We start from the raw sequence: 13,874 nt of genomic DNA on the forward strand, positions 1-13,874 counted from the left end.
GCAGTTTCTTCAAACTACACCATTAGTTATATTGATGGAAATCTAACGGTAACTACAGCAACTTTAACTATTACAGCCGACGATCAAAGTAAAACTTACGGATCAGCAAATCCAGCTTTAACAGCAAGTTATGCAGGATTTGTAAATGGAGATACTGTCGCAAATCTGGCAACAGCACCAACGCTTAACACCACAGCTACAACGACAAGTCCCGTAGGTACTTATCCAATTACAGCTAGCGGAGCGGTAGATCTAAATTATGCAATCACTTATGTTCCGGGGATATTAACCGTAGTATCATCCAGTAATGTAAATCTGGCAAGTTTATCTATTAATAGTGGATTGCTTAATCCAGTTTTTTCACCAAATACGCTCGTATATAATGTAAATGTTGGAAATGACATTCACACAGAAACGATAACTGTTTCTTCTGAAGATCCTTTAGCAAAAATAACTATTAACGGAATTATCGTTGTAAATGGAGGGTCTTTAACTCCGGTTTCATTAGTAACAGGTATTAATACAATGATGATAAAAGTGACATCACCAGATGGCTCAGTTACCAAAACCTATACATTAAATATTATAAAGGAAAGTTCAGATGTAGCAACTTTATCTAATTTATCTATTAGTAATGGTGTATTAGAACCGGTATTTGAATCCGATGTAAAAAATTATAATACTGTTGTTAAGTATGATGTAGCGTCTATAACCGTGACTCCAATAGTTACTGATCTTAATGCTGTTGTAACAGTAAATGGTGTGCCTGTTTTGAATGCTACTGCAAGTACTCCGATAATTTTAAATACTGGAGAAAATATTATTAAAACAATAGTTACGGCTGAAGATGGTATAACCAAAGAAACTTATACAATTACAGTTTACAAAGCTGTTGGACCGGACAAAGTAGTGGCAACTAATGTTTTATCGCCAAATGGAGACGGGAAAAATGATTTCTGGGAAATTAAAGATATCCTTTTATACCCTAACAACATGGTCACGGTATACGACAGAGCGGGACGAATAGTATATTCTAAAAAATCATATAGCAATGATTGGGGCGGAATATACAACGGATCTCCGTTAAACAATGATACTTATTATTATCTAATTGATTTGGGCGATGCACTGCCTAAAATTAAAGGTTTTATAACCATTATCAGAGATTAATTAAGATCGTAAAAAGGCTAAATAGTATAATTATTATATCATAACCATATAGATATGAGTACAAGTAAAAGAGTAATTATGAAATTATCTATCATTAGACAAATTCTGTTTTTGAGTATAGTTTTATTGGTATCAAATTCGGCTAACGCACAGTTAAACAGATTTGAAGCCATGTATTATCAAAACCAATATATAGGTAACCCCGCCATGGCGGGACTAAATAAGGGGATCAGTATGAATATTGGATATCAGGGGCAGTGGAGTGACGTACCAGGTAGTCCTGCATTAATGTATCTAACTTTAGAATATAATCCGGAAAGCCGAGTTGCTTATGGGCTTAATTTTAATAATGACAAAGCCGGTTTAATTACCAATACAAGAGTTTTAGGAACCTTTGCTTATCATTTACCATTAGATGGTGACGATCGCAAATTAAATTTCGGATTATCTCTAGGAACCAGAATTCTCTCGCTTGATAATAGTAAAGTAAGTGGAGATATAGATGATCCTTCAATTCAGAATTTTAATCAAGGCGCTGCTCTCGATGGTGATTTCGGAATTTCGTATACCACAAAATTATTAACCGTTCAAGCCTCGGTACCAAATTTAAACAATGTATTTTTTGAGAACGACAATGGCGAAAGAAGATACGTAGACAATCAGATATTTTATTCTGCCATAAGCTATAAAGTATACCTGTCCAGTCGAATAAATGACTTTAACATCGAGCCTCTTTTGGCTTATAGAGGCATTAGAGGATATAAAGATATAGTAGATCTTGGAGCAAGATTCAACATGCCGGAGTACAAGATAAATATATCGGCAATGTATCACACGAATCAAGCTATTTCGGGAGCTTTTGGACTTCAATTGAACAAACTTGGAATCTTTCTGGCGTATTCCAGTTATATTGGCAACAATGGCGCATTTGCCAATGATACTTTTGAGCTAGGATTACGTTATAACTTTTTAGATTAAGTTTAAATAATAGACTTTAATATTTAATATTTTGGATAGGAAGATAAAATTTTGTAGAAATACATTATTTTGTTCTTCCTATTCAAGTATTAGATAATAAATAATTTTTTATAAATGAGTTTTTGTTATCCTTGCAACAGAACAATAAAAAAACAGGATCAAAAGCATCTTAGAATTGACAAAATTAGAATCACTTTCAGACAATCTGTTTTTTGTAAAATTTAAACCTTCCTTTTAAATTAAACTATATCAAATGCTAATTTTTGAAGTAAAATCACTTTGTTGTTTTCGGTAGTTATTGGCAATATCTTTTGGTTAATCAAAATTAAACCAGAGCCAAATTTGGTTAATGCTATTATTTTAAGTGTAAATTGTTATTATCACAATTCAGAAAAAAATTATGTTCAAAATGAAATAAGTTTTTTTTAGAATAATTTAATTCAGAAGCAATAATTTGTTTTTGAAATTTATTGTAAGGTGTTTAAAATTAATTTGTTAAATAATTTTAAAGTGCGCTTTTTCTTTTTCAGCAGTAACTAATCTACAGATTGTTTTGACCAATAAGTAGCGTTCGGTTTTCTTCTTTAAATCATTTTCCTGTAGTTTAAATCTTTCTTTTTTTTATATTAATGTTGATAACTGTTTTAGCCAAGAGTTGTTTTAACATAGCTTTTAATGTTGATAACTTTATTTAGAAACTTTATAAATAGCTATGAGTTTGAGATTTAGAAACTATTGTGCGTGTTGATAAAAAGAAAATTTTCATCTCATTTCAATGCACCAAAAGCTGTTGATAATTGGTCGGTTTTTTAACATCAAAATGGGGATGAAAGAAGAACAGTGGCTTAATTTTGTAAATATAAAAACAACGTTAAATTTCTTAAACGAATGTTTTTTTTCTTATTCAATTCACCATTAAATACTTATTTATATGTCTATTTTCGATAAAAGAATCAATTATAAGCCTTTTGAGTATCCAGAGGTATTACAATTTACAGAAGCCATCAATAAAGCATATTGGGTTCATACCGAAGTTGATTTTACTGCTGATACGCAGGATTTTCACTCCCATTTAAATACTGCTGAGAAAACGGCAATCAAAAACAGTTTATTGGCGATTGCACAAATAGAAGTAGCCGTAAAAAGTTTTTGGGGAAATATCTATGAGCATTTTCCAAAACCGGAATTCAACGGATTAGGAAGTACGTTTGCCGAATGCGAGTTCAGACATTCAGAAGCTTATTCCCGTCTTTTGGAAGTTTTGGGATATAATGATGAATTTGAGAAATTAATGGAGATTCCTGTGATTCGTAAACGTGTCGATTATCTTTCGGATGTTTTAAAAGATACCAAATCACAAGACAATAAAAAGTACGTAGTATCGTTAATTCTGTTCAGTATTTTGATCGAAAATGTATCGCTTTTCAGTCAGTTTGCGATTTTATTATCGTTTACAAGATTTAAAGGTTATATGAAAAATGTGAGTAATATTATTGCATGGACTTCAATCGACGAACAAATTCATGCTAATGGTGGAATTTTTATTGTAAACAAAATACGCGAGGAATTCCCTAATTATTTTGATGAAGAAACATTAACACTGATTAAAGAAACGGTTAAGAATTCGATTGATGTAGAAGCAGATATATTAGATTGGATTTTTGAAGATGGTGAAATCGAAACCATTAAAAAAGCTGATTTGGTGAACTTTATGAAATTTAGAATAGACGAAAGTCTTACTCAAATCAATATTCCAACCATTTTTAACGTTCCAGCCGAAGATTATCGTGCCATGGCGTGGTTCGAAGAAGAAGTTTTTGCCAATAGTCTGGATGATTTTTTTGCAAAAAGACCCGTAGAATATACCAAACACGACAAAAGTATTACTGCAAACGACCTTTTCTAATTAGCCGAAAACAACATGAATACAATAGATACAATTACAGGAAATAGAGCTCCGTTAAGCAATGCCGACAATAAAATGTGGTGGAAAAACTCTGAAAGTGAACAAATACTAAACCGTGGTTATCTTTTAAAAGGGGAAACTGTAGAAGGTGCAATTGACAGAATTTGTACCGCTGCCGCGAAAAGACTATATAAACCAGAACTAAAAGATTCATTTGTAGAAATGATCGAACGCGGCTGGATGAGTATTAGTTCGCCTGTTTGGGCTAATATGGGAACAGAACGCGGTTTGCCAATTTCATGTTTTAATGTACATGTTCCGGACGAAATAGAAGGGATTACACATAAATTAGGCGAAGTAATCATGCAAACCAAAATTGGTGGAGGAACATCCGGATATTTTGGAGAATTGCGCGAAAGAGGAAGCGCTGTAACCGATAACGGAAAGAGTAGTGGAGCAGTAAGTTTTATGAAGCTTTTTGACACAACAATGGATACTATTTCGCAAGGAGGCGTTCGCCGAGGTGCGTTTGCAGCTTACTTAGATGTAGATCATCCGGATATTGAAGAATTTTTGAAGATTAAAAGCATCGGTAACCCAATCCAGAATTTGTTTACCGGAATCTGTGTACCCGATTATTGGATGCAGGAAATGATTGATGGCGATAGCGATAAAAGACAAATCTGGGCAAAAGTTCTCGAAAGCCGTCAGCAAAAAGGGTTGCCATATATCTTTTTTAGTGACAACGTAAACAAGAATAAACCACAAGTATATAAAGATAAAAACCTGCGTATAAACGCCAGTAATTTATGCAGCGAAATCATGCTTCCGTCAGATATTGACGAATCATTTATTTGCTGTCTTTCATCAATGAATCTGGAGCTTTACGAAGAATGGAAAGATACAGAAGCAGTAAAATTAGCCATCTTTTTTCTTGATGCCGTATTACAGGAATTCATCGAAAAAACAGAAGGCAACTATTATCTTTCGGCAGCCAATCGTTTTGCCAAAAGACACCGTGCACTTGGACTTGGAGTTTTGGGCTGGCATTCGTATTTGCAAAAGAATATGATTCCGTTTGAAGGTCTGGAAGCCAAAATGAAAACCACAGAAATTTTCCAACATATTAGCGATAAAGCAGATAAAGCAACTCAGGATTTAGCAAGAATCTACGGTGAACCTGAATTATTAAAAGGATACGGACGACGCAATACAACCACAATGGCAATTGCGCCAACAACTTCATCATCGGCTATTTTGGGGCAAACTTCACCAGGAATTGAACCCTTTAGCAGTAATTATTACAAAGCAGGATTGAGTAAAGGTAATTTTATGCGTAAGAATAAATACCTTAAAATATTATTGGAAGAAAAAGGTCTTGACAACGAAGAAGTTTGGAGAGAAATCATGCTTAATGGCGGAAGTGTGCAACATATGAGCCAACTGAGCCAGACAGAAAAAGATGTTTTTAAAACCTTCAAAGAAATCAGTCAGTTAGAAATTATTCAGCAAGCTTCGATCAGACAAAAATTTGTAGATCAGGGACAAAGTATAAACCTTAATATTCCGGCAGAATTGCCTGTCAAAGAAGTAAACCGACTTCTTATAGAAGCTTGGCAATTAGGGATTAAAAGTCTTTATTACCAACGCAGTCAGAGCGTATCAAAAGAACTTGTTGCAAGTCTTGTTACCTGCAGCAGTTGTGAATCATAAAAGTAAAAGTCGGATAATCCGGCTTTTTTATTGATATTAGTATAAAAAACCATTGAGCAATGTTATTAAGTTAAGCTTTTAGAAAATTAAACTATTACAAATCAAATCCGTTTTTATCCGTGTTTTTACGAAGTAAATCTGTTTTATCTGTGTCAAAATTAGACGCTGATTTTACTGATTCGCTAAAGCGAAAACGCTGATAAAACGGATTTTTCTAATTACTTTCCTGATTAAACTGTTAAGCAATTTTAAAAGGCAATTATCTTCGGCCTCTAAATCCTCCACCACCTCTAAATCCTCCACCGCCGCCACCTAAACGGCCGCCGTCTCTTTGGAAATTTTGAAATCTTTGTGTTTGCTCCTCACCACGATCTCTGGAGAATGCTGAGCGATCAAGATCATTTGTAATATCAGGACGACCAGCTTCTCCCAGAGGTTTGTCAGGATGTCCAAGTGTTTGGTTTGATTTTGGAAAGTTATCGTGTTGGAGTCCTTCGCCTGTATTACGGGTAGCGCCTCCAAGTGTTTGGGCTGATTTAGGTAAGTTATCATGTTGGATTCTTTCACCACCGGTATTACGGGTTGCGCCACCAAGATTTTGATCAGGTTTATTGCGCTGTATTTCGTTGCCGGATTTTTTTGATGAACCCAGAGTACCCGCTTGCGTCCAGCCACCATTGCCATTGTTATAATGACTCCAGTTTCCGTTTTGGTCTCTTTTATATACATGTCCGTCATGTCCCGCATATAAATTATTATTGGTTCGAACCGTAGTTCCGCCACCTCTGTGATGCGTGATTACACCTTCTTTACCACCAGAAGTTTGATAACCAATTGCAGTACCGCGTCGTGTTGTAATATGCCCTGATTGTACCCATTGATTGCCATTTGTAGCTGCAGAATGTCCCCATTGTGCATAAGCATTATGACCTTGAGCAGTTCTGGCATAGTTTCCTGTCCACGGATTATAGGAGGCGGCCACAGTACGACCTCCGTACCATCCCTGAACACTTGCAGAACGTCCGTATCTACCCGTTGCAGGATTGTACCAGGCAGATGTTCCTGCAGATCCGTAAGGACCGTAAACTCTTCTTCCGGCAGCCCAGCCACCTGTCCAAGGATTGTAAACTGCTCCGCCTCCGTAAGTATAAGGCCAAGGGCGATAAATTGGATATAAACCACCATAATAAATATAAGGCGGATAGTAAAATCCTGTACCGTATGTTAGTAAGGCACCTACAGTTGCACCAATAACAAAAGCACCAAAATAACCCGCTGTAGTACTGCTTTCAACAGTTGTATCAGTGGTAGTTTGCGTTACATATGTCACATTATATACAGGAGAACTTGGCGGGATAGTGTAAATTTCTTTAGGTACAGAATCAGCTGTTTTCCAAGGTCCGTTTGGACTTGTAGACATGAACCAAACTGCCTGAAAACACAAATAATATAAATCACCCACCTTTATAACCTTATCCTGAGTATTACTTGCATACTGCATTTTTGTACCTTCGATAGGTTTAAATTGTGGAGTTCCATCATAGGTAACTTTTGCTTTTGCTTCGGCATCAGCTTTGTTTATAACTGCCATTGTTGGAACCTGAGCTAACATCACAGCATCCTGAGCTTCCTGCGTTCCGGGTACAGAAGCCAAAACATTGGCTCTTGGAGAATCTTTAGGAATTTTAGCAAAATCAGAAGGAAGTTTATTTCCGGCATACGTCCATGGTCCGGTTAATTCCTTAGATCCAAACCATCTTCCGGATAATAATACATAATATTGACCATTGCCTTCGCTGGCAAAAATATCATTTTCGGTATTGTCGATATACATCAATTTGGTTCCGGGTATTTTTACAAATTTTGGACTTCCGTTTACGGCAATTAACTCAGCAGGTTTGTTGCTAAAAAAAACTTCTGGTGCTGTGCCTGTTGATGGGGGTGGAATCATTTTTTTGACATCATCAAAGTTTTGACCTGATGGCAGATTACTCAAACCAGAAGGAAGGTTTGTGGTTTTTGCCCATTTTCCGTTTAAGTTTTTTGAAGTAAGCCAAATATTATCTGCAAGCAAATAGTAATCCTTGGATGTTTTATCAAAAAACAAATCCCAATTTGTATTGACCACGTATTGTATATCTGTTCTTTCAACCGGTACCAAAACAGGCTCTCCTTGTACAATAAGCAGTACTGCCGGATTAGTGCTGTAAAAAATTTGAGGAGGATCATTCTTTGCAGCAATTCCTTTTGATGGATTCTTGGTTTGGTTTAAATCTGTCAGAATTCGGTCCACAGAAATTGGATCACCACTTTTGGGCAATGTTTCTTTGAACAACTTTTCCATTTCAGGAACTTTTTTTTCATCAAGTGCAGGAAATCGAACATCTGTTACCTGAATATTTTTAAAAAAAACGTTTCGATTGTCTTTATCGACCAATGTTTCTGCTTTTAAAGAAGCTACACCCAAAACTTGTTTTCCATCTTTGGGAGTTAAAGAAAAAGCTAATCTGGCTGTAATTTCTTTATAATCTTTCCAATCATCGACCTGAGGTTGATAATAAACCAATTTTGTTCCATTATTAGTAGTTTCACGAGGCCAGCCATTATCGGCAAGCGCACTAGAATCAGCGGTGGCAGACTGTGATGCTTCCGGATTTGCTGAATCTGGATTTTTTTCTTTCTTACAAGAGAAAAAAAAGGAACTAACACAAAGTATAATTATTAGAATGCTTTTTTTCATAAATTAAAAATTAGATTACGATTTACTGAAAAATTTATTTTTATGAATACACTCATAAAAATTGTTGCAGATAAAATTAAACGTGCAAAAAATATAAAGCTACTAATCTGGGGATAAATTGGTTTCATTTTAGAAAATGAAACGCCTCTTTGTAGTTTTTCAAAAATAAAAATAGCGTAAGAAGTTATACTTCATGCAATTCTCAATGTTATGTCAATCTTGTTAAGACTATAAAAGTCAAAAGTAAATTTGTAAGTTTTTGATTTATTAACGTTGAATACAGGCAAAAAAAAAGCCCAATCCGTACGAATTGAGCTTTAAGTAAATATCCAGATTAGATTTTATAAACTTTAGACTAAACAAAAGTTTATAAATTAAAAAACGATCAATTTTTATTAATGTGAAACAGCTTTAAGGCCAATGATTGAACCAACTAATGTTGCAAGAAAAAGCAATCTCCAAAATTCAGCGGGTTCTTTAAAAACAAAGATTCCCATTAATACCGTTCCTACAGCACCAATTCCTGTCCAGACCGCATAAGCAGTTCCAATAGGTAAAGTTTCAGTTGCTTTAATAAGCAGCAACATACTTATGGTTAGCGATACAAAAAAGCCCGTGTACCATAAATAGGCATCAGTACCAACAGCTTCTTTTGCTTTTCCGAGACAAGTTGCAAACGAAACTTCAAAAAGTCCCGCAATAATTAGAATAATCCAGTTCATATTGTTAAAATTTTATGTGGCAAAGTTCCTTCTCCTGACGCAAATAAAATTTAACAAATGATAAAAAATGAAATTATTTTATGTCCGCCCGTATTCTGCTTAAACTTACTTGTGTAATTCCGAGATAAGAAGCAATATGTCCCAATTGAATTCTTCTAATCAATTCAGGATGATTCGTTAATAATTCTAAATAACGATCCGTAGCATTTTTAAACTGACGTGAAATCAACCGTTCTTCTGTTTTTACAAGTTCTATTTCGGCAAATTTTCTGCCCCAGTTTGCAATATGAATATCAGTTTCAAATAATTTTTGAAGATTTTCTTTCTTTAATTCATAAAGTTCGCAATCTTCCAGAAGTTCAATAGTTTCATATCCTTTTTCTTCTTGCGTATAGCTTTTCATCGAAATCACGGTTTGTCCTTCTTTTCCAAACCAAAAAGTAATTTCGTTATCATCTTGCTCAACATAAGCGCGCACAATTCCTTTTTTTATAAAATAGATATTCGATTCGACTTTACCCGCATTCAAGAGAATGTGTCCTTTTGGATATTTTATCTGAGAGATATTCAGTTTTAAAGCCGTTTTTGATGCTTCCGGTAATTTAAATATTTCGTCAAGAATTGTGTCGATTTCCATTTTGAAGTTGTTTTGTCAAGTGATTTAATCTAGAACCCGACGCTTTATTTAGAACGATAAAGTTATAAAATTTACCGAATTGGAGGATAAAAGAATCGTCGCATTATTACAATCAAATCAGACTTGATTTTAGTGTTATATCGTCAATGTTTTTCAAATGATAACGATATACAACATTTTACCTTCACTTTTTAGTTTGTAAAGCCTTGTATTTGTAGGAATTAGTGTCTTAGGCACAATTCTAGCCTATTAGAAAGTATTTAACAACATTTAAATTTAAAATCATGAAATCAATTTCTAACCAAAATTTATGGTCAAAAACTTCAAAAGGTTTCTTTGGCCTGTTAATAATCAGTTTTTTATCATTTGCATCCTGCAATAAAAAAGAAGAACCAATAAAAGCGGCTGCCGAAGAATCAATTACTACAGCAGATTCAGCAGTAACAAAACCGGCAGTTCCACCGGCAAATTTTAAACATGAAACCGCATTGGTCAATGGCGTAAAGATTCATTATGTAATTGGCGGAAAAGGTGATCCATTAGTATTAGTTCATGGTTTTGGTCAAAACTGGTACATGTGGGATCGCCTGCTTCCGGAGCTTTCTAAACATTTTACGGTTATCGCACCGGATTTAAGAGGAGTAGGAGAGTCGGACAAACCAGAAGGTGGTTATGATAAAAAAACGATGGCAACGGATATTCACGAATTGGTTAAAAAATTAGGCTACACAAATATCAATCTTGCTGGTCATGATATCGGTTTAATGGTGGCTTATGCATATGCGGCGCAATATGGCAGCGAAGTAAAAAAACTTGCTTTAATGGATGCTTTACTTCCTGGAATTGAGCCGGTTTGGTCACAAGTTTCGGCTTCAGCATGGTGGTTTGGATTTTTTGCCTGGCCAGCTTCCGGAGATATTGTTAAAGGAAAAGAAAAAGAGTTTTTAACCAACTTCTGGCCAATGGTTGGACATGTAAAAGATCCTTTTACACCCGAAGAAATAGCAGAGTTTGTAAGAGCGTATGCAGTAAAAGATGCAGCAAAATCAAGTTTTAAATGGTTCGGGAATTTTCCGCAGGACGGAAAAGACAATTTAATCTTCATGAAAACAAAATTAAAAATGCCTTTGCTGGCAATGGGAGGAGAATATTTTGCAGCAGCATTCTTAAAAGACCACTCCAAATTAGTTGCTGTGAATGTAACCGAATCCAAAATTGCAGGTTCAGGACATTGGCTGGTTCAGGAAAATACGGCTCAGGTTCAAAAAGATCTATTAGCCTTTTTTCTGGCAAAATAACTTTAGTAATTTTGATATTAATAAGAGTATAATTTTCAAAATATCTATTTTTTTTATTCGCGTTTTTACGAAGTAAATCCGTGTTATAAAAAGACGCTGATTTAACTGATTCGCTAAAGCGAAAACGCGGATAAAAACGGATTTTAAATTTAAATCATTGCTAAATTTTATTTTTTTTAGATTTCTTATTAGAACATAAAAAACTGCGTAAAACCTATTTGATTTTACGCAGTTTTTATATTTTATAAATGCAGGATTTAATTATCCGTGTGCAGCAACAGAAACGTCATTCCATTCTTCCCAGGTAGCAAGTTTTTGTTCGTAAGTTTGTTTTGCAAATGGCAACGCAACTTTTCCTAAGAATAAACGTAATGGTGGATTTTCTGCTTCGACTAGTTTAATAATTGCCGGAACTGTAGCGTTTGATTTTCCGAAAGAATCAGGATCATGTCCATCTACAATGGCTTTTTTAAGTCCGTCATAAGCAGGTATGCTTTCACTGTTGAAGCCGTTACCCCAGATATCGGTAACATAACCGTTTGGTTCTACCAAAGTAACATTTATACCAAATTGTTTTACCTCTTGAGCTAATGTTTCGGTAAGACCTTCTACAGCAAATTTAGTGGCATTATAAAGACCTAAATTTGGTAAAGCTACAATTCCTAAAATAGAAGAAACCTGAATGATATGACCACTTTGTTGTTTTCTCATTATGGGTAGAACCGCTTGTGTTAACCATAAAGTTCCAAAGAAATTAGTTTCGAATTGTGCTCTTGCTTCTTTTTCAGAAGCTTCTTCAACAGCACCGTTTAAAGCATAACCGGCATTGTTGATCAGGATATCGATAGTTCCAAAATGCTCTTTTACTTTTTGTACAACAGCAAATGAATCTTCTCGATTATTTACGTCAAGCGTAAGTGGTAAAATTGCATCTCCGTATTTAGCTTTTAAATCCTGGAGAGATTCGATATTTCTGGCTGTTGCAGCTACCTTATATCCTTTTTCTAAAAATGCTTCTGTCCAGGCTCTTCCAAATCCTTTTGTTGATCCTGAAATTAAAATTGTTTTTGACATGATTTCTTAATTGTTAAATGTTAATGGTGAGTTGTAAATTGATATTGAACTTATTTTTTATTTTTATTGTTATTGATTTTTGATATTCAAAAAATGACTGATCGGTCATTTTTTTGAATAAAAAAAAATTATATACTGTTTTCTTCTATTAAATTTTTTAAGGTTTTAATGATTACTTTCATCTTATCATTATTGCCTGACATTCTTGACATTAAATGACCGCCTTCCATCATGGCAAACATTACGGTTGCAAAATCTCCTGCGTTCCAATCGGATTTAAATTCTCCGTTGGCAATTCCTTTAGTAATACCATTTTCTAATAATTGTTGATTGAGTTGAATTCCTTTATTTATTTTCTCTTTTACAACTGGGTTAGTATCATCAGCTTCTGTACCAAAATTCAATAAAGGACAACCGCCAGTAAGGGGTGGATTTACAGCATTGCTAAAGAATTCTATGTAGGTATATAATTCTTCTTTTGCAGTTTTTGCTTTGCTTATTTGAGCTATAAGTTTATCACCCAGAATTTTCATATTATGATCGACCGCAGCGCAAGCCAATACATCTTTGTTTTCAAAATGAACATACATACTTCCTTTAGACAATTTCGTAGCCTCCATAATATCACTCATAGCGGTTGCGGCAATCCCTTTTGTATTAAAAATCGGGGCAGCTTTTTCTATAATGAATTGTTTGGTTTCTTCTCCCTTTGTCATGGTAGTTTTCATTTTACGAGTACAAATATATGACCGATTGGTCATTTGTGCAAGTGTTTTTTAAAATTTTGTGATAAGTTTCACATTTTTAGATTGCTTGTTTTGCCACGAAGGCGCTAAGACACAAAGTTTTATTTTTAGAAGAATCGCGCAAAGACACTAAGTCGCAAAGTTTTTGTTTCACGCAGATTCTGCAGATTTAATTGTATTTCCTGTGAATATTAATCGCGCAAAGACGCAAAGTCGCAAAGTTTTATTTTTATAGCCACAGATTAAAGAATTAAAATGATTAAAAAAATCTGCTTGATTTGCTAAATCTGCGAGAAACAAAAACTTTGTGTCTTATTGCCTTCGTGGCAAATAAATCATAAAATATTTTTATTTATGTATTTAACTACGTAGTTTTGTGTTTTAATTTTATTGATATGAAACCGATAATTATCCCAATTGAAAATAAATATGCAGATGCTGTAGTAGATTTAGTTTTAAGCATTCAGCAGAAGGAGTTTAATGTTCCTATTACATTAGAAGATCAACCGGATTTATTGAATATAACAAACTTTTATTATGCCAGTGGTGGTGGATTCTGGGGCGCTTTTATCGATGATGAATTGGTTGGGACAATTGCTTTAGTGAAGTTTAATGACAGTGAAGCTGCAATAAGAAAGATGTTTGTAAAAAAGGAATTCCGCGGAAAAGAGTTCTCCATTGCGCAGAAATTATTAGAGACTTTGATTGATTATTGCAAAGAAAATCAAATTGATGATTTATATTTGGGAACAATAACGATACTGGAAGCTGCTTTGCGTTTTTACGAAAGAAATGATTTTGTACGCATCGCCAAAGAATCGCTTCCGGCGACTTTTCCGATAATGAGTGCCGACAATGTATTTTGTCATTTACAACTAAAAAAATAAGGA

At 34.5% G+C, this 13,874-nt stretch carries 11 protein-coding genes; 6 read left to right on the forward strand and 5 right to left on the reverse strand.

Annotation, left to right across the window (positions count from 1 at the left end; genetic code table 11):
- From CHB81_RS09550 to CHB81_RS09565, 4 genes are all read left to right on the forward strand, one after another.
- On the forward strand, positions 1 to 1,170 hold a 1,170-nt coding region (locus tag CHB81_RS09550), incomplete at its 5' end, for a cadherin-like beta sandwich domain-containing protein (protein WP_141130383.1).
- A gap of 54 nt (positions 1,171 to 1,224) precedes the next feature.
- A complete protein-coding gene (locus CHB81_RS09555) occupies positions 1,225 to 2,148 on the forward strand; it encodes a PorP/SprF family type IX secretion system membrane protein (protein ID WP_089351676.1) in 924 nt (307 codons plus the stop codon).
- 931 nt (positions 2,149 to 3,079) lie between these two features.
- Positions 3,080 to 4,054: a ribonucleotide-diphosphate reductase subunit beta gene (locus CHB81_RS09560; protein ID WP_089351677.1), complete on the forward strand. Its 975-nt coding sequence runs from the start codon at positions 3,080 to 3,082 to the stop codon at positions 4,052 to 4,054.
- 15 nt (positions 4,055 to 4,069) lie between these two features.
- Positions 4,070 to 5,767 (forward strand): ribonucleoside-diphosphate reductase subunit alpha, encoded by a 1,698-nt coding sequence (locus tag CHB81_RS09565; RefSeq protein WP_089351678.1) that lies wholly within the window; start codon positions 4,070 to 4,072, stop codon positions 5,765 to 5,767.
- Positions 5,768 to 6,026: 259 nt separating this feature from the next.
- On the opposite strand, the gene CHB81_RS09570 is transcribed toward CHB81_RS09565, so the two are convergent.
- From CHB81_RS09570 to CHB81_RS09580, 3 genes are all read right to left on the reverse strand, one after another.
- Positions 6,027 to 8,507 carry a hypothetical protein gene (locus CHB81_RS09570; protein ID WP_089351679.1) on the reverse strand — a complete coding sequence of 827 codons (2,481 nt, stop codon included), beginning with the start codon at positions 8,505 to 8,507 and terminating at the stop codon, positions 6,027 to 6,029.
- Between the two features lie 395 nt (positions 8,508 to 8,902).
- Positions 8,903 to 9,229 (reverse strand): multidrug efflux SMR transporter, encoded by a 327-nt coding sequence (locus CHB81_RS09575; protein WP_089351680.1) that lies wholly within the window; start codon positions 9,227 to 9,229, stop codon positions 8,903 to 8,905.
- Between the two features lie 73 nt (positions 9,230 to 9,302).
- Positions 9,303 to 9,866 carry a Crp/Fnr family transcriptional regulator gene (locus CHB81_RS09580; protein ID WP_089351681.1) on the reverse strand — a complete coding sequence of 188 codons (564 nt, stop codon included), beginning with the start codon at positions 9,864 to 9,866 and terminating at the stop codon, positions 9,303 to 9,305.
- A 284-nt stretch (positions 9,867 to 10,150) separates the two neighbouring features.
- On the opposite strand from CHB81_RS09580, the gene CHB81_RS09585 reads away from it, so the two are divergent.
- Positions 10,151 to 11,164: an alpha/beta fold hydrolase gene (locus CHB81_RS09585; RefSeq protein ID WP_089351682.1), complete on the forward strand. Its 1,014-nt coding sequence runs from the start codon at positions 10,151 to 10,153 to the stop codon at positions 11,162 to 11,164.
- Positions 11,165 to 11,425: 261 nt separating this feature from the next.
- On the opposite strand, the gene CHB81_RS09590 is transcribed toward CHB81_RS09585, so the two are convergent.
- Together CHB81_RS09590 and CHB81_RS09595 are read right to left on the reverse strand one after the other, a co-directional pair.
- Complete coding sequence (locus CHB81_RS09590; RefSeq protein WP_089351683.1) at positions 11,426 to 12,238, reverse strand: SDR family NAD(P)-dependent oxidoreductase; 813 nt, start codon at positions 12,236 to 12,238, stop codon at positions 11,426 to 11,428.
- 128 nt (positions 12,239 to 12,366) lie between these two features.
- Positions 12,367 to 12,954, reverse strand: coding sequence for a TetR/AcrR family transcriptional regulator (locus CHB81_RS09595; protein ID WP_089351684.1), 588 nt, complete (start codon positions 12,952 to 12,954; stop codon positions 12,367 to 12,369).
- 425 nt (positions 12,955 to 13,379) lie between these two features.
- On the opposite strand from CHB81_RS09595, the gene CHB81_RS09600 reads away from it, so the two are divergent.
- Positions 13,380 to 13,871, forward strand: a complete 492-nt coding sequence (locus CHB81_RS09600) for a GNAT family N-acetyltransferase (protein WP_089351685.1) — start codon at positions 13,380 to 13,382, stop codon at positions 13,869 to 13,871.
- Positions 13,872 to 13,874: the final 3 nt, after the last annotated feature.

Source organism: Flavobacterium sp. ov086, assembly GCF_900187965.1.
Lineage (GTDB): Bacteria > Bacteroidota > Bacteroidia > Flavobacteriales > Flavobacteriaceae > Flavobacterium.

Bases quoted from the DNA above. Each gene is read 5' to 3' on its own strand.
- CHB81_RS09555 (WP_089351676.1), top strand. From the start codon at position 1,225: ATGAGTACAAGTAAAAGAGTAATTATGAAATTATCTATCATTAGACAA.
- CHB81_RS09560 (WP_089351677.1), top strand. From the start codon at position 3,080: ATGTCTATTTTCGATAAAAGAATCAATTATAAGCCTTTTGAGTATCCA.
- CHB81_RS09565 (WP_089351678.1), top strand. From the start codon at position 4,070: ATGAATACAATAGATACAATTACAGGAAATAGAGCTCCGTTAAGCAAT.
- CHB81_RS09570 (WP_089351679.1), bottom strand. From the start codon at position 8,507: ATGAAAAAAAGCATTCTAATAATTATACTTTGTGTTAGTTCCTTTTTT.
- CHB81_RS09575 (WP_089351680.1), bottom strand. From the start codon at position 9,229: ATGAACTGGATTATTCTAATTATTGCGGGACTTTTTGAAGTTTCGTTT.
- CHB81_RS09580 (WP_089351681.1), bottom strand. From the start codon at position 9,866: ATGGAAATCGACACAATTCTTGACGAAATATTTAAATTACCGGAAGCA.
- CHB81_RS09585 (WP_089351682.1), top strand. From the start codon at position 10,151: ATGAAATCAATTTCTAACCAAAATTTATGGTCAAAAACTTCAAAAGGT.
- CHB81_RS09590 (WP_089351683.1), bottom strand. From the start codon at position 12,238: ATGTCAAAAACAATTTTAATTTCAGGATCAACAAAAGGATTTGGAAGA.
- CHB81_RS09595 (WP_089351684.1), bottom strand. From the start codon at position 12,954: ATGACAAAGGGAGAAGAAACCAAACAATTCATTATAGAAAAAGCTGCC.
- CHB81_RS09600 (WP_089351685.1), top strand. From the start codon at position 13,380: ATGAAACCGATAATTATCCCAATTGAAAATAAATATGCAGATGCTGTA.